At 64.9% G+C, this 21,441-nt stretch carries 20 protein-coding genes; 9 read left to right on the plus strand and 11 right to left on the minus strand.

Features of this window, described 5'->3' with window-relative positions; translation table 11 throughout:
• Window position 1 precedes the first annotated feature (1 nt).
• The 4 genes from E1B25_RS09195 to E1B25_RS09210 all read right to left on the minus strand — a co-directional run bounded on the left by E1B25_RS09195 (window position 2) and on the right by E1B25_RS09210 (window position 3,872).
• Window positions 2–1,162: a M24 family metallopeptidase gene (locus E1B25_RS09195; protein WP_132828634.1), complete on the minus strand. Its 1,161-nt coding sequence runs from the start codon at window positions 1,160–1,162 to the stop codon at window positions 2–4.
• A 381-nt stretch (window positions 1,163–1,543) separates the two neighbouring features.
• A complete protein-coding gene (locus E1B25_RS09200; protein ID WP_132828636.1) occupies window positions 1,544–2,608 on the minus strand; it encodes a dihydropteroate synthase in 1,065 nt (354 codons plus the stop codon).
• Between the two features lie 11 nt (window positions 2,609–2,619).
• Window positions 2,620–3,549 (minus strand): methylenetetrahydrofolate reductase, encoded by a 930-nt coding sequence (locus E1B25_RS09205; protein ID WP_132828990.1) that lies wholly within the window; start codon window positions 3,547–3,549, stop codon window positions 2,620–2,622.
• A gap of 26 nt (window positions 3,550–3,575) precedes the next feature.
• A complete protein-coding gene (locus tag E1B25_RS09210; protein ID WP_132828637.1) occupies window positions 3,576–3,872 on the minus strand; it encodes a virulence factor in 297 nt (98 codons plus the stop codon).
• A 234-nt stretch (window positions 3,873–4,106) separates the two neighbouring features.
• On the opposite strand from E1B25_RS09210, the gene E1B25_RS09215 reads away from it, so the two are divergent.
• Both E1B25_RS09215 and E1B25_RS09220 read left to right on the plus strand, forming a co-directional pair.
• Window positions 4,107–5,219 carry a Ppx/GppA phosphatase family protein gene (locus E1B25_RS09215; protein ID WP_132828639.1) on the plus strand — a complete coding sequence of 371 codons (1,113 nt, stop codon included), beginning with the start codon at window positions 4,107–4,109 and terminating at the stop codon, window positions 5,217–5,219.
• A 119-nt stretch (window positions 5,220–5,338) separates the two neighbouring features.
• Window positions 5,339–6,055 (plus strand): RlmE family RNA methyltransferase, encoded by a 717-nt coding sequence (locus tag E1B25_RS09220; protein WP_132828641.1) that lies wholly within the window; start codon window positions 5,339–5,341, stop codon window positions 6,053–6,055.
• Window positions 6,056–6,341: 286 nt separating this feature from the next.
• Here E1B25_RS09220 and E1B25_RS09225 read toward each other — a convergent pair whose 3' ends face one another.
• Window positions 6,342–7,223, minus strand: a complete 882-nt coding sequence (locus E1B25_RS09225; protein ID WP_132828643.1) for a YihY/virulence factor BrkB family protein — start codon at window positions 7,221–7,223, stop codon at window positions 6,342–6,344.
• A 134-nt stretch (window positions 7,224–7,357) separates the two neighbouring features.
• On the opposite strand from E1B25_RS09225, the gene E1B25_RS09230 reads away from it, so the two are divergent.
• Complete coding sequence (locus tag E1B25_RS09230) at window positions 7,358–7,591, plus strand: hypothetical protein (protein WP_132828645.1); 234 nt, start codon at window positions 7,358–7,360, stop codon at window positions 7,589–7,591.
• A gap of 65 nt (window positions 7,592–7,656) precedes the next feature.
• Window positions 7,657–9,069: a cardiolipin synthase gene (gene cls, locus E1B25_RS09235; RefSeq protein WP_132828646.1), complete on the plus strand. Its 1,413-nt coding sequence runs from the start codon at window positions 7,657–7,659 to the stop codon at window positions 9,067–9,069.
• A 56-nt stretch (window positions 9,070–9,125) separates the two neighbouring features.
• On the opposite strand, the gene E1B25_RS09240 is transcribed toward cls, so the two are convergent.
• Window positions 9,126–9,464, minus strand: a complete 339-nt coding sequence (locus E1B25_RS09240) for a hypothetical protein (RefSeq protein ID WP_132828648.1) — start codon at window positions 9,462–9,464, stop codon at window positions 9,126–9,128.
• Between the two features lie 173 nt (window positions 9,465–9,637).
• Here E1B25_RS09240 and E1B25_RS09245 point away from each other — a divergent pair, with 173 nt between their 5' ends.
• From E1B25_RS09245 to E1B25_RS09255, 3 genes are read left to right on the plus strand one after another with little or no spacing between them, the layout of a single operon-like run.
• Complete coding sequence (locus E1B25_RS09245; RefSeq protein ID WP_132828991.1) at window positions 9,638–10,282, plus strand: ABC transporter ATP-binding protein; 645 nt, start codon at window positions 9,638–9,640, stop codon at window positions 10,280–10,282.
• A complete protein-coding gene (locus E1B25_RS09250) occupies window positions 10,279–12,693 on the plus strand; it encodes an FtsX-like permease family protein (RefSeq protein ID WP_132828650.1) in 2,415 nt (804 codons plus the stop codon). The genes E1B25_RS09245 and E1B25_RS09250 overlap by 4 nt, the downstream gene beginning before the upstream one ends.
• Window positions 12,683–13,735 (plus strand): lipocalin-like domain-containing protein, encoded by a 1,053-nt coding sequence (locus E1B25_RS09255; RefSeq protein ID WP_132828652.1) that lies wholly within the window; start codon window positions 12,683–12,685, stop codon window positions 13,733–13,735. Before E1B25_RS09250 ends, E1B25_RS09255 begins: the two co-directional genes overlap by 11 nt.
• Before the next feature lie 21 nt (window positions 13,736–13,756).
• On the opposite strand, the gene E1B25_RS09260 is transcribed toward E1B25_RS09255, so the two are convergent.
• From E1B25_RS09260 to E1B25_RS09270, 3 genes are all read right to left on the minus strand, one after another.
• The gene (locus tag E1B25_RS09260) at window positions 13,757–14,815 is read right to left on the minus strand and encodes a 4-oxalomesaconate tautomerase (RefSeq protein ID WP_132828653.1); all 1,059 of its coding nucleotides are present in this window, start codon (window positions 14,813–14,815) and stop codon (window positions 13,757–13,759) included.
• A gap of 127 nt (window positions 14,816–14,942) precedes the next feature.
• A complete protein-coding gene (locus E1B25_RS09265; protein WP_132828655.1) occupies window positions 14,943–15,638 on the minus strand; it encodes a 4-carboxy-4-hydroxy-2-oxoadipate aldolase/oxaloacetate decarboxylase in 696 nt (231 codons plus the stop codon).
• Window positions 15,635–16,372 carry a PIG-L deacetylase family protein gene (locus E1B25_RS09270; RefSeq protein ID WP_132828657.1) on the minus strand — a complete coding sequence of 246 codons (738 nt, stop codon included), beginning with the start codon at window positions 16,370–16,372 and terminating at the stop codon, window positions 15,635–15,637. Before E1B25_RS09270 ends, E1B25_RS09265 begins: the two co-directional genes overlap by 4 nt.
• A gap of 320 nt (window positions 16,373–16,692) precedes the next feature.
• Here E1B25_RS09270 and E1B25_RS09275 point away from each other — a divergent pair, with 320 nt between their 5' ends.
• Both E1B25_RS09275 and E1B25_RS09280 read left to right on the plus strand, forming a co-directional pair.
• Complete coding sequence (locus E1B25_RS09275) at window positions 16,693–17,451, plus strand: NAD(P)-binding domain-containing protein (RefSeq protein WP_132828659.1); 759 nt, start codon at window positions 16,693–16,695, stop codon at window positions 17,449–17,451.
• 262 nt (window positions 17,452–17,713) lie between these two features.
• Window positions 17,714–18,622 carry a hypothetical protein gene (locus E1B25_RS09280; protein WP_132828661.1) on the plus strand — a complete coding sequence of 303 codons (909 nt, stop codon included), beginning with the start codon at window positions 17,714–17,716 and terminating at the stop codon, window positions 18,620–18,622.
• Window positions 18,623–18,726: 104 nt separating this feature from the next.
• Here the strand turns inward: E1B25_RS09280 and E1B25_RS09285 are convergent, their stop codons facing one another.
• Both E1B25_RS09285 and E1B25_RS09290 read right to left on the minus strand, forming a co-directional pair.
• Window positions 18,727–19,704: an SUMF1/EgtB/PvdO family nonheme iron enzyme gene (locus E1B25_RS09285; protein WP_132828663.1), complete on the minus strand. Its 978-nt coding sequence runs from the start codon at window positions 19,702–19,704 to the stop codon at window positions 18,727–18,729.
• Between the two features lie 2 nt (window positions 19,705–19,706).
• Entirely contained in the window at window positions 19,707–21,425 is a 1,719-nt protein-coding gene (locus E1B25_RS09290; protein WP_132828664.1) for a hypothetical protein, read from the minus strand.
• Window positions 21,426–21,441 lie beyond the last annotated feature (16 nt).

The following is a 21,441-nucleotide window of genomic DNA, read 5'->3' on the forward strand; positions in this document are numbered from 1 at the left end:
CTCACCCCTCCAGACTGGGTATCTCGCGCGCGGCGGGGGTGGACAGAAATTCAGCCCCGCCGGCGCGGATGACGATATTTTCTTCATGCACCATGAGGTGATCCGGGCCCAGTTCCAACCCCGGTTCCAGCGTGATCACCATGCCGGCGGCCAGCACGGTCTGATCGCCGGAGATCAGCGACAGCCCCTCGGTCAGTTGCAGACCCAGCCCATGGCCCAGCCGACCCGCGCCGGGTGTGCCGTGCTGCGCCAGCGCCCGATGCAAGACATTGAACAGATCGCCGGCGGTCTGGCCGGGGCGCACTTGGGATGCGGCCTCCTGCGTGGCATCGATCAGGGCGGCATGGGCCGCGCGCACGGCGTTATCGGGGCGCCCGAGCGAGAAATTGCGGTCGAAATCACAGAAATAGCCGTCACGGATTACGCCGGTATCCAGCATCAGCACATCGCCCAAGCGCAACGGATCGGGGCCGGCGGGCGAGATCACGTCGCCATAGCCGCCCGGTGAAGCCGCACCCGCCAGATAGGGCACCCAATCGGCCCCTTCTTCAAGGCACAGGCACTGGAACCGGCGGAACAGATCGTCAAGCGGCACCCCGGCCCGCGCGATCTCCGGCACCCGGGCAAAGGCCCGGTCGGCCACGGCGCAACTGGCGCGGATCTTGAAGATTTCGGCCTCGGACTTGATCATGCGCAACCCGCGGACGATCCCGCCATCATCGGTGAACCCGACGTCCGCCTGCGCTTTTAGTCGGCCCCAATCGGCCAGCGGCATGCGCAGGTGGCTTTCCAGCCCCATCGGCACACCGACCCGCCCGCCCGGCCCGGCCAGTTCGATCAAGGTATCGGCCAGCAGGCTAACCCCGTCATCCACCGGATCGGGGGCGGGCCAACTGCGGATATCGGTGATCCAGCCGCGCGCCATCAACGCCACACCGATCGCCGGAATCACCGCCACCGGATCGCCTGTGGCAGGCACGATCAGGAACCAAGGGCGGGTCGGGCTTTCCCAGAACCGGGTGAGAAAACCGCTGAAATACCTCAGATCGGCCTCGGTTGTCAGCAACAGCGCGGCCAGCCCTAGCTTTGCCATGCGGGCCTGCGCCCGCACCACCCGCGCGCGGTATTCCGAGGTTGGAAATCCGCGCGCCGGGCCGCTCATCCCTCGGGCCCTTTGCTGAGGATCGCCAGCGCGTACGGTCCCGCCGCAACGGTGCTGGGCTGCGGGATTGGGGCGCGCACAGCCATGACATTGGCGGTGCTGCGACGGGGATCGGGCTGGATGTCCATGGCGTCCAGCCGACCCGAAAGCCCCCCATGTGGTCAAGTGTTATCGTCGGCGCACGCTCGAAACACGCCTTGCGGAGAGTATCGTCGTGAAATTTTCATGCATCTTATGCGTGAAGTAACGATAGTAATCCTTTGTTAAGCATCAAAAAAGAGCATCTCTTCATGCTTGACATGAAAAAGCCGGGTACAGGGCCCGGCTTTCTGCACGTGCGACCCAGACTTGGGCCAGACTTGGCCAGACTTGGGGCCAACCTCAGGCGCGGCGACGGCGTCCGCCAGCGCGGCCACGGCGACCGCCTGCTCCTTCTTCCCCGGGTGCGGCGGGCGGTTTGTTGAACCGGATCCATGCGCCCCCATGGGGATCGTTGTTGGTCAACAGGTTGGCGGCACGGATGGCTGCCATCTCGGAGCCGGACTGGAACTGTGTACTGCCCAAGCCGAACAACCGGCAGAAGGTCTCGTCATCCATGCCTTCGGGCAGGATGATCCCGGCGGCCTCGATCTCGGCACGTTTCTCGGCGATCTTGATTGGCCCGATCGGCAAGGCGCAGGGGTTCATGATGGCGCTGGTCATGCCCGCACCCATCGCCATCGGCAGAAAGGCGTTGTTGATCCCGTGCCGGTTCGGCAGCCCGAAGGAAACGTTGGAGGCGCCGCAGGTGGTGTTCACACCCAGCTCTTCGCGCAACCGACGCACCAGGGCAAAGACCTGTTGTCCGGCGGTGGCCATCGCCCCGATCGGCATCACCAGCGGGTCGACCACGATATCATGCGCCGGAATGCCGAAATCGGCAGCGCGTTCGACGATCCTTTTAGCCACGGCAAACCGCACGTCCGGGTCTTCGGAAATGCCAGTGTCATCGTTGGAGATCGCAACCACCGGCACGTTGTATTTCTTGACCAGCGGCAGAACCAGCTCCATCCGTTCCTCTTCACCGGTCACCGAGTTCAACAGCGGACGCCCCTGCGCCGCCGCCAGCCCCGCCTCGAGCGCGCCGGGCACCGAGCTGTCGATGCACAACGGCACGTCGACCAGAGCCTGCACCATCTGGATGATCTTGGTCATCAGCGGCGGCTCGGTCTCGTTCGGGTTGGGGTTGGAATTGTAGACAACCCCGGCATTGATATCGAGGATGTTGGCCCCGGCGGCGACCTGCGCCACGGCATCGCGTTCCACGGTCGAGAAATCGCCCGCCTCCAACTGCGCCGCCAGCTGTTTGCGGCCAGTGGGGTTGATGCGTTCGCCGATCACGCAAAAGGGTTCGTCAAAACCGATCACGGCTGTCTTGGTTTTGCTTTCGACTACAGTGCGCGTCATTAAACGGCCTTTCAGCTTTGATTTGCGGGGGCGGCAGAGCTGCCGCCATGTTCAATCGCCCAAGTGGCGTTGGTCTTGATACCGCCCAACGGAAAGAAATGCACGTTGGTGATGTTGAAATCCGGATTGGCGGCCTTGTGGGCGGCCAGATCTGCCAGCACCTGCGTGGGTTCATAGGGCAGCAACAGCTTGGTGACATCCATTGCCCGTTTTTGTAGCACCTTGAGCGAGGGGCCGACACCGCAGGCGATGGCGAACTTGATCAGCGTCTGCAATTTGGCTGGCCCGGCGATCCCGATATGGATCGGCAGATCAATCCCCGCCGCCTTGAGCCCCTCGGCCCAGGCGATGATCGGCTTGGCGTCAAAGGCGAACTGGGTGGCCAGCGCCATTTCGGCATCGCTGCGTTCATTGAATTTCTGTTTCCATTGCAGCGCTTCAAAGACGATCTTGTCGCCGCCATCGGGGTCGATATCGCGGTTGCCTTCGGGATGGCCCGCCACGTGCAACCGCTTGAACCCGGCCTTGTCAAAGGCCCCGGTCTCCATCAGTTGCATCGAGCTGTCGAAAGCGCCCTGCGGCTGTGCAAGGCCCCCGGCCAGCAACAGCGCCTGATCGACGCCGGCCTCGCCCTGATACATGGCGATCCAGTTTTCCAGCGTTGCCTTGTCCTTGATGATCCGGGCGGGGAAATGCGGCATCACTGCAAAGCCGTCGCGGGCCAGACGGGCGGCGGTGCGCACCATGTCCTCGATCGGTGTGCCGTCGATATGGGCGATGTAAACCCGGGTGCCTTCGGGCAGAAGATCGCGAAAATCATCGACCTTTTCGGCGGTCCGCGGCATCACCTCGATCGAATAGCCCTGCAGCAGCGCCTCGACCTGCCGGTTCACCGGGGCTTGGGCCGTCGTGTCGCGTTTTTTGAAGTTCAGCAATGCCATAGCGGCCTCCCAGAGTGATGTCAGGCTCACGCCCAGCCGTTGTTCGCGATCAGGGCCTTGATCCGATCCTGATCGTATTCGGTTTCCAGACGTATCGCCTCGGACTCGGCCAGTTCCGCTGGCTCGCCTTCGACGCGATAGGGATCACCCTTGCGCCATTCAGCGAGATAGGCATCCGTTCCCGCCGCACCACTTTTCATCGCGGCGCGGTCAATCGCCTGTTCAAACCGCTCGGCCAGCGGGCGTTTGGTGCCCCGCCGCCCCTTGCCGACGATGACTTGGGCCGGAATGTCGCGCCAATAAACGATGGTAATGTCCGGCATGGTCTGATTCCCCGTCTGCTCAACAACCTCTCTACGGCAGGAGTGCCGCGCGGCGACGCCGGTTTTCGACGAAAACGACACCGTCCGCGACCAATGCCTAGGCAATCGCGCCCTTGCTGGCCAGCCTTTCGACGGCTCATTCTTTTCAAGTTCAATATGAGCGCAGTGATCCCTTGCACGGGCGGCAGCAAAGACATACCTTTGAATTAACTCAAAATCGGAGGGCGTGTTGTCATGGCGCCCAAGCGTCCCAAAGGTGCGGGCGCGTTCCCGAAACCGGTCGAAAGCCCTGCGCCGTCCCGGCCCGATCCTGATGCGCTGTATGCGGCGCTGGATCTGGGTACCAATAGTTGCCGCATGCTCATTGCCCAACCAAAGGGCAGCGGGTTTCATGTGGTGGACAGTTTCTCGAAATCGGTTCAGCTCGGCTCCGGGCTGGAGCGGACCGGGCGTTTGTCGCGTGCCTCGATGGCGCGCACCATTCAGGCGCTGCGCATCTGTCAACAAAAGATCAAGCGCAACAAGGTGCGGCGGATGCGGCTGGTCGCAACCGAGGCCTGCCGACGGGCCCAGAACGCGCGCGAATTCATTCGTCAGGTCCAGCGTGAAACCGGCCTGAGCCTTGAGATCATCCAACCGGAGGAGGAAGCGCGGCTTGCCGTGATCTCCTGCGCGCCGCTGGTCTCGACCAAGACCGAACAGCTTTTGGTGGTCGATATTGGCGGCGGCTCGACCGAGCTGGTCTGGATCGACATATCCTCTGTCCCGCGCCGCGACCGGCCAGCGGCGATCATGCGGTTGCATGCAGGGTTCCATCCGCCCGAAAGCCCCTTTCCCGCCGCCAAGGTGGTGGATTGGATCAGCGTGCCGCTGGGCGTGGCGACGTTGCGCGACCAGTTTTCGGATGTCGAGGATGACTCGGCCCGCTTTGCCCTGATGAGCTGGTTTTTCGAGGAAAACCTCTCGGAATTCGCCCCCTATCAGGACGTGCAGGCGCGGGAAGGGTTCCAGATCGTCGGCACCTCGGGCACCGTGACCACGGTTGCGGCCAGCCATCTGGGGCTCAAACGCTATGACCGGACCAAGGTGGACGGGCTGCGTATGACCTCGGATCAGATCGACAAGGTGATCCGTGGCTATCTCGACCTTGGTCCGATTGGCCGCCGTCGCGATCCGCGCATCGGCGAGGATCGTCAGGCGCTGATCATGTCGGGGGCCGCGATCCTGCAGGCGCTGCTGCGATGCTGGCCAACCGACCGGCTTTCGGTCGCCGATCGTGGCCTGCGTGAGGGGCTGCTTTATGCCCAGATGAGCGCCGCTGGCGTGCTGGAGGATGGCCCGTTCTGACGCGGCACCGGTGACACAAGACGCGGCCCCCGCAGTGGCCGCAAAAGCAAGGATACCCCCTTTCCCTTGCCGGGGACGGCGGGACCCAGTATCGGGGGTCGATTGCGGAGAACAGAACCATGGCCAAGAACACCACCGGGAAGAACACATCAGGACGCGGACAGCGCGACCTGACGGTGACGGTAAAGACCGCGCGAGGACGCAAAATGTCCTCGACGCGCTGGCTGCAGCGCCAGCTCAATGACCCCTATGTCAAACGCGCCCAGGCCGAAGGCTTTCGCGGCCGCGCGGCGTTCAAGATCATGGAGGTGGATGACAAGTTCCGCTTTCTGGTGCCCGGTGCACGGGTGGTCGATCTGGGCTGTGCGCCCGGCGGCTGGATTCAGGTGGCGGTTCCACGCGTCAATGCGCTGGGTGAAAAACAGGGCAAGGCCGTTGGCCGAATTCTTGGGATCGACCTGCAGGAGGTGGAGCCGCTTCCGGGAGCCGAGATCCATCAGCTTGATTTCATGGCAGATGATGCCGATGAGGTGGTCAAGGAATGGCTTGGCGGCAAGGCCGATGTGGTGATGTCCGACATGGCCGCCTCCAGCTCCGGTCACAAACAGACCGACCATTTGCGCATCATCGCGCTGTGCGAGGCGGCGGCCTATTTTTCGTTTGACGTGCTGGAAGTGGGTGGCACCTTTGTCGCCAAGGTTCTGGCGGGCGGTGCAGAGGGCGATCTGCAAAAGCTGCTGAAGCAGAAATTCACCAAGGTGATGCATGTGAAACCGCCCGCCTCCCGCTCCGACAGTTCGGAGAAATTCGTGGTCGCGACCGGGTTTCGCGGCTGATCAGGGGCGCGTTCCAGCTTGGTCCGGACAACGCCAAGACCGGGCGGCCAAGCTCATCAATCTCTCCGAATCGGGTCCGGCCAATGGCTGTTTGGAGCGTCGACGCAGGCGCCGCGCGGTATGTCGGGCCCGCGCCTGCTGATGGATCAGGGCGAACAGGCGGGCGTGACGGTCAGAGGTATCGTTGAGCGGCATGGCGGCGGGTCCAATGGGCTGTGTCTGAGACAGACCTACGCCGCAACCGGGCCGTCAATAAGGCAGGCATCTGACACTCCGGTGGAAATGATCAACCGGCCTTTGCTGCCGGATCTTCCGCTGTGGGGTCCTCAAGCGCGGCCTCGATCAGGGTGCCGTTGAACTCGGCTCCAAGGATCAGGATCGCGGCGTTGAGATACAGAAAGATCAGCGCCGACATCGCCCCGGCCAAGCCGGCATAGGTTGCCGAATAGGCGGCAAAGCGCGCGATATAGATCGAGAACCCCCAGCCGGCCAGCGCCCAAAGCACCAGCGTCAACACGACGCCGGGTAGAATCTGGCGCAACGGGTGGCGCCGACCGGGCAGCAACAGGTGACAGGCCACCACCCCCAGAACGGGCATCAGCGCGACGAACAGCCAGCTTGCGCCGACGCCGACGAACCACGCGCTTACCTCGCCCGGGACCGCGGCGCGCAGCATATTGGTATAGATCGGCAGAACCACATCTACCGCCAGCCCCGCCAGCACCAAGGCCGCCCCCGCCACGACAAGGCCAAGGCTCAGCAAACGGGTTTGCCAGAACGGGCGCGGATCGGTTTCGTGATAGGCCCGTTCCATCGCCACCCGCACCGCGTTCACCCCGTTGGATGCGAAATACAGCGCCAGCACCCCGCCCAATGTCATCAACCCGGACTCCGAGGCCGTCAGCACCGCTCGCAGTTCACGTTCGATCGGGATCGCGACCTGCTCCGGCCAAGCCCCGAGAAGGACCTGGAACAGATCGTCCACCGGCACATCGCGCGACAGGAACCCCGCCAGCGCCACCACGAAAAGGACAAAGGGAAACAGCGCCATCATCATCGACATCGCCACATGGCTGCTCATCACCCAGCCGCCCTTGTCGCCGAACCGCGCCGCCGCATGCAGCAGGGCGCGCAGGATACGCCGGGTTCGAGGGGGCAGGATGCTCATGCCCGCACCCTAGCCGCAGCCGCCGCCGGCATCCAGAGGCGACGCGCTGCCCCGTTGCCATTGTTTTCAATCGGCTGCACCATGCGCGCGATAGAACCGCCGGAATCCCCCGGCCCCACTTTGGGAGAGATGATATGAGCGATTTTGACGAGGTTACCGCCAAGCTGAAGCAGACCCGCGATGAGTTGAAGCTGCAATTGCATCTCGCCGGCAAGGAGGCCGAGGAGGAATGGGACGATCTGGTCAAGGACTGGGACAAATTCGTTCAGCAAAAACAGCTCAACAAATCCGCCGACGAGGTGGGCGAGGCTGCCAAGCAACTGGGCCTGCGCATGAAGGATGCCTTTGACCGGCTGCGCAAATCCTGATCCGGCACGTCCCGTCCGCGCCGCTCAGGCGCGAACGCTCTGATCCCTAGCCGGAGGCCGGGCGCATGTGGGTTATGATGGGTAGTCTGGCCGTCGCCGCGCTTTACGCGGTGTCGGTTCTGTTCGCCTTTCGCGCCGCCGCCACCGCCCGCACGGCGCAGGGGGCCGTGGGCTGGGTGGTGTTTCTACTTGCCCTGCCCTTTGCGGCCGTTCCGGTCTATCTGGTTCTGGGGCATCACCGGATGCGCGGCTATCTGATCTCGCGCCGCGAGTCGCGTCAGGTGGTCGAGGCGGTCCGCAAGTCCGCCGCCCTTAACGCCCCGGACCCGGAGCAGACGCAGATCAATCTGGCGCCGTTCGAATATTGCGCCAATTTGCCGGCTCTCCGGGGCAATGGGGCCGAGCTGCTGATCGACGGCAAGGCGGCCTTTGACGCCATGTTCGCCGCCATCGACGCGGCGCAATCCTATGTGCTGGTGCAATTCTATATCATCCGCAATGATGCGCTGGGGCGCGCCTTTCAGGACCGGCTGATCGCCGCCGCGGCGCGTGGGGTGCAGGTGCGGGTGATGACCGATGCCGTGGGCAGTTTCGGCCTGCCCGGTCGCTATTTTACCCGGTTGCGCGGGGCCGGGATCGAGGTGGCCCGGCGGAAACGCTCGCGCGCCCCGCGATTCCGGTTTCAGATCAACTTTCGCAATCACCGCAAAAGCCTGATCGTGGACGGCGAGACCGGGTTCACCGGCGGCTTTAACGTCGGTCAGGAGTATCTGGGTCAGAACCGCGCCCTTGGCCACTGGCGCGATACCCATGTGCGTCTGCGCGGGCCGGTGGTCTCGCAGCTGCAGCTTATTTTTCTAGAGGACTGGCACTGGATCACTGGCTCTGCCCCCTTTGCGGATCTAAGCTGGGAGGCCCCGCAAGCGCCGCAGGATGCAACCGGGCTGATCGTGGCGACCGGCCCGGGGGATGAGACCGAGACCGGCGGCCTGATGTTCTTTTCCGCGATCGCCGCCGCGAAACACCGGGTCTGGATCGCCTCGCCCTATTTCGTGCCCGATACCGATATCGTCACCGCCCTGCGCCATGCTGCCTTGCGCGGGGTGGATGTTCGCCTGCTGGTGCCCGACAGGGCCGATCACTGGATGCCCTGGCTGGCCGCCTGGGCCTATTTCGACGCCATCACCGAATCTGGCGTGCGCGTGTTCCGCTATACCGAAGGCTTCATGCATCAAAAGGTTTTTGTGGTGGATGACAGGCTGGCGGCTGTCGGCACCACCAACCTCGACAACCGGTCTTTTCGATTGAATTTCGAGGCGATGGCCTTGTTCTTTGATACCGGTTTCGCGGCACAGGTCGATGCGATGCTGCGCCGGGATTTCAAGCACAGCTATGAGTTGAAGGATCGGATCACGCAGCAATCGGCCCTGATCCGGTATGGCGCACCGGTGGCGCGACTACTTTCACCATTACTTTAATAGTGAACGACAACCTTATGAATATGCTTGGTTATTAAGTGTTTTGGAGGTGTCACTCAATCTTTGCGTTCATCCATGCAGGCGTCAAAGGCACGTTGGAAACTCTCCGCCCGTTTCTGATTGCGCTTTGCCTCGAACCGCTCGCGATGGGCGGCGCCGGCAAAGGGGGGCGCGGCAGGTGTGGCCGCCCCACTGCTGCGCGATACCCCGAGCGCAACTGAACCGCTGAGGCTGAACTTTATCCCGCCCGCCTCTGCCTCGATCGCGCGTGGGCGGTATCCGCTGCTCTGTTCTGCCTGCGCGCGGCAGGTCTCCTCCCGCTCGCCCGCCTGAGCGGTCGTGGCGGTAATGAGAACGGCAAACAGCGGGGCCAGAAGCAACGGAAAACGGATCATGTCCCCACCTCACCCGGAACCCAGCCCGGGGTCAATGCCGACCCTGCGCCCGCTGCGGCGAAACGCGGCAATCCGCCCAACCGACCGTTCCGGGGGCTGGACAGCACGGGCTTGAAGGCCAATTGATGGCGGGGTTGGAGATGGGGGCAAACCTCGTCGCACAGGAGGCCGCCATGCTGCAGATCGAGGATGTGAGCAAAACCTACCCCGGCGCGCGCCCGGTGCTGCAGGGCGTTTCGCTGCACCTTGATGCGGGCGAAACCTTGGCCCTGACCGGCGAAAGCGGCAGCGGGAAAAGCACGCTGCTGCACCTTGCAGGCGCGCTGGACGGGTTCGACAGCGGTGAAATCACCCTCGCCGGAACCCGGCTCTCCGGGCTGGATGACAGCGGGCGCGCGGCGCTGCGCCGGGGCTGCGTGGCGCTGGTGTTTCAGCAGTTCAACTTGATCCCCTCGCTCACCGTGGCGCAAAATCTCAGCTTTCATGCCCGGCTCGCGGGGCGGCAGGATCCGGCATGGATCAGGGATCTGACCGACCGGCTCGGTCTGGGGGAACTTGGCGCGCGCTATCCCGAACAGCTTTCCGGCGGGCAACAGCAACGCGTTGCCATTGGCCGGGCGCTGGCGGCGCGGCCCGCGCTGCTGCTTGCGGACGAACCCACCGGAAATCTGGACGAGACCGCCAGCGATGCGGTGATGGATCTGATGCTGGAGCTTGTGCGCGTCAGCGGCACCGCGCTGTTCCTTGTCACCCACTCCGAACGGATCGCCGCACGGCTTGACCGTCGCGCCCATCTTAGCGGCGGGCGCATCGCATGATCGGGGCCGCCCTTCAGGCGCTCGCGTCGCATTGGCGGCGGCATCCGCTGCAACTGGGGACGTTGCTGGCCGGGCTGGCGCTGGCCACCGCGCTGTGGTCGGCGGTGCAGGCGATCAATGCGGAGGCGCGCGCCAGCTATGCCCGCGCCGCGTCCCAGATCGGCGGCGCCACCCTTGATGTACTGGAGGCCCCGGGCGGCCCGATGTCGCGCGCACGCTATGTGGCGTTGCGCCGGGCCGGTTGGCAGCTCTCTCCGGTGTTGGAGGGCCGCACCCGGCTGGGCGAGGAACAGGTCACGCTGCTTGGCCTTGATCCGCTCACCCATCCGCCGCTGCCGGCGTTCGAGGCGGCGATGCAGGCCGATCAGGCGACGCTGGCACAGATGCTGACGCAGGGCGGTTTGCTACTGGCGTCGCCAGAGCTTGTCTCGGCCCTGAAGGACGTCCCCGGCCTGCCGCCCCTTCGCGCCAGCGACAGCGTTCCGCCGGGCATGGTGATCACGGATATCGGCCTTGCCGAACGCCTGTTGGCCCGCCCGGACCAGATCGACCGGCTGTTGATCCTGCCGCAGCAGCCAATGCAGCTGACCCCGCTGGACCAGCTTGCGCCCGATCTGCAACGCCGCGCCTCGCGCGCCGGGGCGGACACCGCGCGTTTGACCGACAGTTTCCATTTGAACCTCACCGCCTTCGGGTTGCTGTCCTTTGCCGTCGGCCTGTTCATCGTGCACGGCACCGTGGGGCTCGCCTTTGAGCAACGCCGCGCCATGGTGCGCACCCTGCGCGCGCTGGGTCTGCCGGTGTGGTTGCTTGCAGCGCTGATGCTGGCAGAGCTTCTGGCCTTGGCGCTGGTCGGCGGGCTGTTGGGGCTGGGGCTGGGCTATCTGGTGGCGGCGGCCTTGCTGCCGGATGTGGCGGCCACCCTGCGCGGGCTTTATGGCGCGCCGGTGGCGGGTGGGCTGTCGCTGCGCCCGTCGTGGATCGTGGGTGGGCTTGCCATGGCACTGATCGGAACGCTGGCTGCCAGCGCACAGGCGCTTTGGCGGATGCTGCGGATGCCGCTGCTGGCCGCGCCGGGGTTGCAGGCCTGGGCCCAGCGCGCGGCGCAGGGGGATCGCCGCATGGCGCTGGCGGGGCTGGGGTTGATCGCGGCGGGGATCGCAGCCTTGGCGCTGATCAAGGGGCTGATCGGCGGCTTTGCCCTGATCGCCGGGCTGATGTTGGGGGCGGCCCTGCTGTTGCCGCCGGTTCTGGCCGCGCTGCTCGGACTGGGGCGGCACCTGACACGGGGGCCGCTTGGCGAATGGCTCTGGGCCGATACCCGGGCGCAACTGCCGGGCATCGGGCTGGCGCTGATGGCCCTACTGCTGGCGCTGGCCGCCAATATCGGGGTCGGCACCATGGTCTCCAGTTTTCGGCTGACCTTTACCGGCTGGCTCGACCAGCGGCTGGTGTCCGAACTCTATCTCACCGCCCGCGACGATGCGCAGGGCGCCGAGATCGCCCGCTGGCTGGCCCCGCGCAGCGACGCGGTGCTGCCGATCCGCGCGGCGGAGTTCACGGTGCAGGGCAATCCGGTCACGGTCTATGGCGTGGTCGATCACCCGACCTATCGCGACAACTGGCCACTGTTGGATCGCACGCCAGACGCTTGGGCGCAGGTCAACGCCGGTCAGGGCGTCTTTATCAATGAACAGCTTGCCCGCCGCGCCGATCTCTGGCCCGGCGACGTGGTTCAGCTTGCGCCCGGCTGGGTGTTGCCCGTCGCCGGGGTCTATTCCGATTACGGCAACCCTACCGGGCAGGCGATCACCGCGCTGCCGGCGCTGTTGACCCATGCCCGCGCCGTGCCGAACCGCCGCTTTGGTGTACGGATCGTGCCCGAGGCGGTGCCAGATCTGATCGAGGCCCTGCGCGCCAAATTCGACCTGCCCGCCAGCGCCTTGATCGATCAGGCGGGGCTCAAATCGCGCTCACTTGCCGTGTTTGACAAAACCTTTGTGGTGACCGGCGCACTGAACCTGCTGACCCTCGGGGTGGCGGGCTTTGCCATCCTGACCAGTCTGCTCACCCTGTGGTCGCTGCGCCTGCCGCAACTGGCACCGGTCTGGGCGCTTGGGCTGACGCGTGGGCGGTTGGCCCGGCTGGAACTGGCGCGCAGCCTGCTGCTTGCCACGTTCACCGCGCTTCTGGCGCTGCCGCTGGGGCTGGCGCTGGCCTGGGTGCTGCTGGCGGTGATCAATGTGCAGGCGTTCGGTTGGCGCTTGCCCATGTACCTGTTTCCGCTCGACTGGCTGCGGCTGTTTCTGTTGGCGCTGCTGGCCGCCGGGCTGGCCGCCGCCCTGCCCGCGCGCCGCCTCTATCGCCTGCCCCCCTCGGAGTTGCTCAAGGTCTTTGCCAATGCTCGCTAGACTGGTTGTGATCCTTGCGCTGGCGCTGCTGGCGGCGCGGCCCGCCGGGGCGCAAGGCTTTGCCGGTCTGGGCAGCACGGCGGCGGCCGAGGGCTTTGCCACGCCGTCCCCAGACACCCGCCTCAGTTTCCCCCGCGACCACGGCCCGCACCCGGATTTCCGCATCGAATGGTGGTATCTGACCGCCAATCTCACCGGCCCTGATGGCACCGACTATGGTGTGCAATGGACGCTGTTCCGCACGGCCCTCGCCCTCGGAGAGGCCGAAGGCTGGGCCAGCCCCCAGATCTGGATGGGCCACGCCGCCGCCACCACGCCCCAGCATCACTATTTCGCCGAACGCTTGGCGCGCGGTGGCATCGGTCAGGCGGGCGTGCACAGCGATCCCTTCGAGGCCTGGATTGATGGTTGGCAGATGGCGGGCGAGGATTTCGACAGCCTGCGTCTGACGGCGCGGGGGGCGGAGTTCGCCTATGACCTGACCCTCTCCGCCGAGGGGCCTCTGGTGCTGCAGGGGGTCAACGGCTATTCGGTGAAATCCGCCGATGGACAAGCCAGCCACTATTATTCGCAACCGCACTACAGGATCGAAGGCACGCTCACCCTGCCCTCCGGTCCGGTCGCGGTCAGTGGTCAGGGCTGGCTTGACCGGGAATGGTCGTCGCAGCCGCTGGCAGCGGATCAGACCGGCTGGGACTGGTTCTCGCTCAGCTTTGACAGCGGCGCGCATCTGATGGGGTTTCGTCTGCGCGGGGCGCGTGGCGATTTCACCTCTGGCACATGGATCGCCCCCGATGGCAGCGCCACGCCGCTCGCCCCCGGCGCCTTTCAGGCCGCGCCGCTGGAACTGGCCGATGTGGCGGGGCGGCAGATCCCGATCCGCTGGCGCGTCACCCTGCCCGAACGCGGGCTCGATGTGGAGGTTTCGCCGCTCAACCGGCAAAGCTGGATGGGCACCCGGTTTCCCTATTGGGAGGGGCCGGTTCGCGTCACCGGCAGCCATGCCGGGCGCGGTTATCTGGAAATGACCGGCTACGAGTGATCCCGCCCAAGTACCCCGGCCCTATCGCGGGAACACCACCCCGTCCATCAGCTTGCGCGCGGTGCGCAGAATGCCCGCCTGCACCACCGCACCGCTGCCGTCCAACGTGGCGACCACGGTCATCTCTCCGGTCGGATGCTCCACCGCCAAACTGCGTTCAGCCCCCGCGCCGGTCTCGGCCATCGCATGGGCCGGGGTGCCTTCGATCAGACAGGCGGTGGCGACGCTGACCGCCCCCAGAACCCCGATCGCCTTGTGACAACGATGCGGTATAAAGGTGCGGGTCGAGATCGCGCCGCCGGCGCGCGCCGCGCTCACCATGCTCATCTTGGGCACCGATGAGTCGGCAACGTCGCCAAGATTCATCAGCGGCCCGCAGGCCAGCCGGATCGCTTCCAGCCGCGCGCGCAGATCCGCGTTCGCCTCAAGCGCCTCGGGGCTCTCCTCCCCGGTGATCCCCATGTCAGAGGCGCGCAACACCACGCAGGGCATGCCGTTGTCGATCATCGTCACCTCGACGCCCTCGACCACATCCACCACGTTGCCAGTGGGCAGCAGCGCGCCGCAGCTTGATCCGGCGGTATCACGAAACACGATCGGCACCGGCGCGGCATGGCCCGGCACCCCGTCGATCCGCGCCTCCCCCGCATAGGCGACGACACCGCCCGGCGTCTGTACCCGCGCCTGCGCCACCTGACCGGTGTTCTCCATATAGATGGTCACGGGCGTTTCGCCCTCGCGCGCCGCCACCAGCCCGCGCTCGATGGCAAAGGGGCCGACACCGGCCAGCAGGTTGCCGCAGTTCTGCGCATCGCTCACCAACAGGCGATCAACGAACACCTGCAGAAACAGGTAATCCACATCGACGCCCGGCCGCTCCGAGCGTTGGACCACCGCCACCTTGGAGGTCAGCGGATCCGCCCCGCCCATGCCGTCGATCTGACGCGGATCGGGGCTGCCCATGATCGACAACAGCGCGGCATCGCGCGCCGTCGCATCGCCGGGCAGATCCCCGGCCAGAAAATAGCCACCCTTGGAGGTGCCCCCCCGCATCCACATGCAGCCTATGCCGTCGCTCATCGAAACCCTTTGCTTCATCTCGGCCTTTACTTCTTATTGGCCCGCGCTTCTTCTTGGTGAAAATACTCCGGGGGAATCGCGGCTTGCCGCGATGGGGGCAGCGCCCCCTGCCCGCCGGGTCTCCACCTCAGACGTACTTCAACCCTTTCTCGGCCAGCCGTTCGCGCATCTTGTAAATGTCGAGCCCCAGTTCGCCCGCCTCGAACCGGGCGCGCTTTTCGGCCTCAAGGGCCTCGCGCGCGCGGGCCTTTTCCAGCACAGTTTCGGCCTCCTCGCGGCGCACCACGCAGACCCCGTCGTCGTCGGCCACGATGATGTCACCGGGATGGATCAACGCATCGGCGCAGACGACCGGAACATTGACCGATCCCAGCGTCTCCTTGATCGTGCCTTGCGCGAAAATCGCCTTGGACCAGACCGGGAACTGCATCTCGGTCAGATCGCGGATATCGCGCACACCGGCGTCGATGATCAGCCCGCGACAGCCGCGATGTTGGGCCGAGGTCGCCAGCAGATCGCCGAAATAGCCGGCCTCTGACGGCGAGGTCGGGGCCAGCACCAGAAGGTCACCATCGCGGATCTGTTCGATCGCCACATGGATCATCCAGTTGTCACAGGGCGGCGCCGAGATCGTCACCGCGCTGGCCGCCAACCGCACGCCGGAATAGATCGGCCGCATGTAGGAGGCCAAAAGCCCCTTGCGCCCCTGCGCCTCGTGCACGGTAGCGACACCGCATTCCCCCAGCCCGACGATCACCGCCGGGTCGGCGCGCGCGATGTTCTGCACCACCACGCCCTGCGTTCCTACGCCGTAGCCGCTCATGCCAATTCGTCCACGGTCTGCGGAAAGATCATCTGGAACCCTTCAGCATAGCGGCAGTTGCGCCCGCCCGCCTGACCGCCCGAGTTGCGGCGGAAATGGTTACCGCGGTTCTCGGCCACGTTGGTATAGAAATCCCACAGGTGCTCCTGCCCCTGCATGCATTCGATCGCCGCGCGCTTCTTGTCCCAGACCGGCGTGATGTCGAGAAAGACGTTGGGCTTCCATTCCATCTGCTCGGTCTGGTGCGGCTCGAACAGATAGAGCTGCGGCGCGCCCAGAACCTTTTGCCCCGGATTGTGGCCCCAGGCTTGCGCGATCATCCGGCATTCCAACGCGAATTGCGTCGTGTTCATGTGGTCGGTGTTATAGGGATCCCACTTGGAATGGCTCATCATCCACTTGGGCTGCACCTCGCGGATGATATCCACCATCTGCTCCTGCGCATCGCGATCCAGCCGCAACGGATAGTCGCCCAGATCGAGAAACCGGATATCGTTGACACCCAGCGCGGTGGCGGCATTGCTGGCCTCTTCGCGCCGCGCCTCCTTCACCCGCTCCAGCGTCATGCCCTCCTGTTTCCACAGCTTGGCGCTCTCGCCGCGCTCGCCATAGGACAGGCAGGCCACCGTCACCTCGTATCCCTTTTCCTGATGCAGCGCGATCGCACCGCCGCAGCGCCAGACAAAGTCGGCGGCGTGGGCGCTGATCACCAGAGCGGTCTTCTTGTCGGTCATGGGGGTCCCTCCCGGCACGGTTTCAGTTGCATTCTGGTTACGGCGGACGGCAGGCCAAGACCATTCCATTTCCCCTGCGTCGTGATAGGTTTTTGCTATAGCAGACGACGGTTCGGTGATTTTCACCCATCCCTTTTGCACTGCCTCAAGACCAGCCATGCGTCTGGCGCAGCCCTGCTTTTCACCGGAAATGGGGTGGTTTGTCGAAGGTTCTTCGGGTGTTACACTGCTCCGAATGGTCCTTGGCGGGGCGAATGCCACACAGCGTTTGGTTCGCCGGTGACGACCGTGATGGATGGCGACACAGGAGTACAGCAAACATGAGCCGCATCGGATTTCTTGGAACCGGACAGATCGCAGCGCCGATGGCGCGGTTCCTTGCCCGCACAGGCCATGATATCCTTGTCTCCGAGCGCAACGCCGCGCTTGCTGCCGCGCTCGCGGACGAGCATGGCGCGCTGGTCGTTCCCAATCAGGATGTGCTGGATCGCTCTGAAATCGTGTTCCTGTGCCTGCGCCCGCAGATCGCGCCCGAGATCATCGCCGGGCTGACGCTGCGCCCGGATCATCGCATCGTCTCGGTGATGGCCGGAATCTCGCTGGCCGATTTGCGCGACCTTTGCGCGCCGGCCACGGACATCACCATGACCATTCCTCTGGGCTTTCTTGAACAGGGCGGCTGCCCTCTGCCCGCCTTTCCCAACGCCGAGTTGATGTATCGACTTTTTGCGCCGGAAAACCCGGTGATCGCGGTGGCCGATGAAGGCACCTTCAACAAGCATTTCGCGATTTGCGCGATGGTCCCCGGCCTGCTTGATCTGATGGCCGGCAGCGCGGAGTGGCTGGCGGCGGATACCGGCGACCGGGACGGCGCCGAGTTTTATACCACACAGCTTTTCTCGGGCTTTCTGGCCGCCATGGGGCGCGAGCCCGGTGCGCTTGCCGAGGCGCGCGATGCATTGGCGACCGAGGGCACGATCAGCCTGCAAATGATCGAGGCGCTGCGTGCGGGCGGCGTAGGGGAGACCTTGCTTGCAACGCTGGAGGCGATCGGCGCGCGCTTGATCCCGACCTCCTGAGCCGGGGCCGCTTCCCCACTCCCCCGTCCTGTTCGCCTGCCCATGCCCCTTGCGATACCCTTCCGACAAGCGTCCGGGTCTGCTGCTGGGGTCGGGTGTTGGGGGCTGGCGCCCGTGTCTGGGCAGGAATCCGCGCAGATCACACCGGTTTGGCAGAAACTCGCGCAGAAAATTCCACACGGGCTGCGATGGGTTGAGGCAACGGCGCGTCCGCGCAACAAGGGCAGGGTTGAGGTTTCGTTTATCAGAGCAGGAATTGCCCATGCTGTTTCCGTCGATGCTGCGGCTTGCCGCGGCCCCCGTTTTGGGGGCTGCTTTGGTCGCCCTCGCTCCGATCCCGTCCGCCCATGCCGCCACTGAAGCCCGTGCCGTGAGCGCAAGCTGCGCAGCCCCGCTTTCGCGGGAAATGCCGCAGCGGACCTCGCGCGCGCCTTCGGGCAGTGCGGTGATGAAACAGCTCATGTCCGCCAGTGGGCCGGCGCGCGACAAGGCCATCGTCGATCAGGTGTTGTCGGGCAACCTGCCCGCGTTCCTGCGCGATCTGACCCCGGTGACCCTGGCCGGCAAGCTGGCCGATGGGGCGCAGGTTATGATCACCATCTGCGTCACGCCCGATTACCTTTCGGTCGGCAATGACCGTGATTTCGTGCGGGTGCCGATGGGGCTTGCCGGTGCCGCCCGCGTGGCAAGCGAGATGGGATTCCTGTTGCCGACCACCAAGATGGTCGATGCGATCTATCGTCAGGCCAAGGTGCATGTGGCCCCCAGCCCGATGACCCCGGGAAGCCAGATGAGTTCGACCGCCTATCTTGTCGAACATGATCACACCGTGGCGCGCCAGCGCGCCCGGATCAGCGGGGAGCCCGCCGCGCTGACCGCCGGGCAGAAGAAAGATATCGTGCTGACCAACCGGCTGCTGTCCAAACCGGGGCGCGTTGCGATCTATGGCTGGCACCGGATCAACGGCAAGCCGATCCAACCGCTCAGCACCGTGCATGGGGCGTCCTATGCCGACTACAGCCACGGCGTGCGGTTGGTCAGCCGCACCGCTTTTGTCAACGGCAAGCAAGTGTCGCTGTCGGACATCATGCAAGACCGCGACCTGTCGCGGATCGTCAGCGGCGAAGGCCCGATCGGCAATGCAGAACGGCTGCTCGCCAGCCTGTACTGAAGACGACAACGTTCAATGAAAACGGGCGCTCAGTGAGCGCCCGTTTTCTGTTTCAGATCGCGGTCTTGGGAGACATGCGGGGCCGTGCGTGTCGACCCCGCCGGTCACTTGATCGTTTTGCAGCAGCGAAATCCCAAGTGGTAATTTTCATGGCTCGCCGTGCTCATCACCCGGGTGCCATGCCAATAGGGTGCCCGCCAACGGCACCAATCGGGGTGGGCGCGGTACTTGTCCCAAATGAACCAACTGCCTTTCATTTCGGTCACGCCCAGCTTGGTACTGCCCCGGCTCGACATCTGGTCGGGCGCCATCGGCAGGTTCATATGCTCGGCCGCGTTGCCGTGCTGGTCATAGACCCCCAGCTTGCTGACGCAGCCGGGAAAGGCCCCGGTGGGATAGGTGTTGGAGCCGCAGGAATTATAGCCACCGCCACCGCAAGACGCGCTCTTGGTGCTGTTCTGGGCGCAGATTCCGCGTTGAAAGGCGGGCCCATAGGCCCAACTGGCACTGGCCGCATATTTTCCGTTGTGGATCGAACGCATCGCCGCGACCGACCCCGCGCCAAAGGGGTAATCGGGCGGCTCCAGCGCTCCGGCGCAGGCGCCTTCCCATTCATGCGCATCGCACAGCCGCTTGCCCACGGCGGCGCAAACCTCGGCGGCCTCCTTGGCCTTTACCCAGACCACCGGATAGGTGCAGGGAATATTGGGAAACTCGAACTGATCAATACAGGCGCGGGCATCGCTGGCGTTCTCAATGCGCGGATCATACAGCGGCGCCATGTACTTGTCGCCGCAGATCCGGGTGTTGCGAGCGTTGTCATAACCGCTCGAGGGGCTGCGCGCGCGGCATTGCTCCGGCGTCATCGGGTGGCGGGTGATCTTGGGGTTGCCCTGCCCCATGAAACCGGACCGGGCAAAGATCTTTTGCACCCGGTCCATCTGTGCCGAGGACAGGCGATGCACCTGTTCCAATTGCTGAAACAGCACCGCGTTGGCCTGTTGCAATGTGGTCTGGGCGGCTGCGGGGGCGGTGAACCCGGCCAGCGCGATCATCCCGGCGGCAAGTGTTGAGCGGATCATGTCTATGGCTCCTTTCGGGTCAGATAGAACAGGTCGCGATTGTCGGCAAAGCCAATGAACCGCGGCAGGATGGTGCCATCGCGCATCTTCTTCTCGATCAGCGCCATGCCCGGCACCAGATGCTCCACATGGACCTGACCGCCCTGGCGCGCATAGACCGCGAGATAGGTGTGCTCGAGCGCGTTCATGTCCAGCAACATGGCATAGTCACAGCCATAGGCCTGAAAGGTGCGCGCCATGGCCGAGGGCGTCGCGGTCGAGAAATAGCCATAGATCAGATAGCGGGTGCCCTGTGCACGCGCCATGCAGGCCCCGGCGCGCAGGGTGCGCAGTTCGGCCTTGGCCGACCCCGACCAATTGCCCGGCCCCCATTTTGTCACCCGGTCGCCCGGAATGCCCATGCCGGTTTCGGGGTCGGTCTCAAGGATCGGCACACCATTCTGACGGGCAAAGCGGATCTGTGGCAGCAAGGCGTCGTCCGCTGCCGTCCAGGTGTTCATATGCACACTGCCGTCGGTCAGTTCAAACAGCGTCGAAAGCCCCGGCCAGAGCTTGCTGAGCACGACGCCCTTTTCAACGAACCCATAGTGATGACCATAGTTGAACCCGGCCATGTCGCCATATTTGAACGCCCCATGCTGGCGCTTGAAGCCGGCGGTAAAGGTGGCCACGGCCTTGTTGGCGATCTCGGGATTGACCATGCCCAGCATCACCAGCGGATCGGGGCGGCTTACCCCATCCGGTCCCGGCAGGCCCTTGGGGCGCGCGTTCCACGACGGGCGCGGCGACCAGCCCAACGAGGGATGATCGGTGCCCACTGCATAACCAATGTCGAATTGCCCCATATCGAAGCCGATCATATAGCCGGTGGCGCGCGCCTCGATCCCGTCAAGCCGGTTCGCCGTGCCCGGCCCCTGCATCACCGCATCCGCGACATAGCGGGGCTGGAACGTGCTGGCGAACACGCCGGGTACACCGGTGACGGGATACCACGCCCCGACCGCCATCCGCCTTGGGTCCCCCCCCTTGATCGCCATATCCAGCAGCGTCGCGATCACCGGCCGCTCGCCAGACTCGAAATTGGTCAGCATCGGCGCAGGGCCGGCCGCCGGCCCGGTCGCGATCTGCCCAACCGCATCGCCGGTCTCCAACTGCGAATCCTTGAAGAAATTGTCACGTACGAATCGCACGATATTCTCGCCGCCCCAGACATTGTCGCGCAGAAACTCTGCGGTGGCCTCCAGCGTGGTGTACGCGCCGCTGATCTTGTTGCGCAGATACAGCTTGCCGTCACAGATCGGCGCATAGCCAAGCCCGGTCTGGCGCGCCTTGACCAACGCCTCATCGGCCCAAGGGCGGCAGCGGATCCCATCCACCAGCAGCGCCGGACCGTTCAGATCCAGAGTCACCTGCCGCGTTCCGGGCGCGGGGTTCTCCAGATGATAGCTGACCGGCGCCTGTTTCGCGCCCGCGCGCGTTTGCAGCAGGAACCACGCCCCCACCTTCGGGCTGAGATCGATCAAGGTGATCTCAAGCCCGGTCGCCTCATCCACTGCCGTCACAGTCGTGCGGAACGGTTGCAGATCCAGAATCGTCTTGGCCCGCACGGCATCATAGGCGGCGCGCTGCGCGGCCAGCGTGTCAGCCGTTTGCGCCTGCACCGTACCCGCCAGCAGCAACGCCGTTGCCACTCCGCCAAGACCTTGTGTAACCCGTCGCATCAAGCCCCTCCCCCCA

The sequence above is a fragment of the Antarcticimicrobium sediminis genome (assembly GCF_004348975.1).
GTDB classification, from domain to species: Bacteria; Pseudomonadota; Alphaproteobacteria; order Rhodobacterales; family Rhodobacteraceae; genus Antarcticimicrobium; species Antarcticimicrobium sediminis.

Coding starts and splice junctions, on each gene's coding strand:
- E1B25_RS09195 (WP_132828634.1), bottom strand. CDS start 1,162: ATGAGCGGCCCGGCGCGCGGATTTCCAACCTCGGAATACCGCGCGCGG.
- E1B25_RS09200 (WP_132828636.1), bottom strand. CDS start 2,608: ATGACGCGCACTGTAGTCGAAAGCAAAACCAAGACAGCCGTGATCGGT.
- E1B25_RS09205 (WP_132828990.1), bottom strand. CDS start 3,549: ATGGCATTGCTGAACTTCAAAAAACGCGACACGACGGCCCAAGCCCCG.
- E1B25_RS09210 (WP_132828637.1), bottom strand. CDS start 3,872: ATGCCGGACATTACCATCGTTTATTGGCGCGACATTCCGGCCCAAGTC.
- E1B25_RS09215 (WP_132828639.1), top strand. CDS start 4,107: ATGGCGCCCAAGCGTCCCAAAGGTGCGGGCGCGTTCCCGAAACCGGTC.
- E1B25_RS09220 (WP_132828641.1), top strand. CDS start 5,339: ATGGCCAAGAACACCACCGGGAAGAACACATCAGGACGCGGACAGCGC.
- E1B25_RS09225 (WP_132828643.1), bottom strand. CDS start 7,223: ATGAGCATCCTGCCCCCTCGAACCCGGCGTATCCTGCGCGCCCTGCTG.
- E1B25_RS09230 (WP_132828645.1), top strand. CDS start 7,358: ATGAGCGATTTTGACGAGGTTACCGCCAAGCTGAAGCAGACCCGCGAT.
- cls (WP_132828646.1), top strand. CDS start 7,657: ATGTGGGTTATGATGGGTAGTCTGGCCGTCGCCGCGCTTTACGCGGTG.
- E1B25_RS09240 (WP_132828648.1), bottom strand. CDS start 9,464: ATGATCCGTTTTCCGTTGCTTCTGGCCCCGCTGTTTGCCGTTCTCATT.
- E1B25_RS09245 (WP_132828991.1), top strand. CDS start 9,638: ATGCTGCAGATCGAGGATGTGAGCAAAACCTACCCCGGCGCGCGCCCG.
- E1B25_RS09250 (WP_132828650.1), top strand. CDS start 10,279: ATGATCGGGGCCGCCCTTCAGGCGCTCGCGTCGCATTGGCGGCGGCAT.
- E1B25_RS09255 (WP_132828652.1), top strand. CDS start 12,683: ATGCTCGCTAGACTGGTTGTGATCCTTGCGCTGGCGCTGCTGGCGGCG.
- E1B25_RS09260 (WP_132828653.1), bottom strand. CDS start 14,815: ATGAGCGACGGCATAGGCTGCATGTGGATGCGGGGGGGCACCTCCAAG.
- E1B25_RS09265 (WP_132828655.1), bottom strand. CDS start 15,638: ATGAGCGGCTACGGCGTAGGAACGCAGGGCGTGGTGGTGCAGAACATC.
- E1B25_RS09270 (WP_132828657.1), bottom strand. CDS start 16,372: ATGACCGACAAGAAGACCGCTCTGGTGATCAGCGCCCACGCCGCCGAC.
- E1B25_RS09275 (WP_132828659.1), top strand. CDS start 16,693: ATGAGCCGCATCGGATTTCTTGGAACCGGACAGATCGCAGCGCCGATG.
- E1B25_RS09280 (WP_132828661.1), top strand. CDS start 17,714: ATGCTGTTTCCGTCGATGCTGCGGCTTGCCGCGGCCCCCGTTTTGGGG.
- E1B25_RS09285 (WP_132828663.1), bottom strand. CDS start 19,704: ATGATCCGCTCAACACTTGCCGCCGGGATGATCGCGCTGGCCGGGTTC.
- E1B25_RS09290 (WP_132828664.1), bottom strand. CDS start 21,425: ATGCGACGGGTTACACAAGGTCTTGGCGGAGTGGCAACGGCGTTGCTG.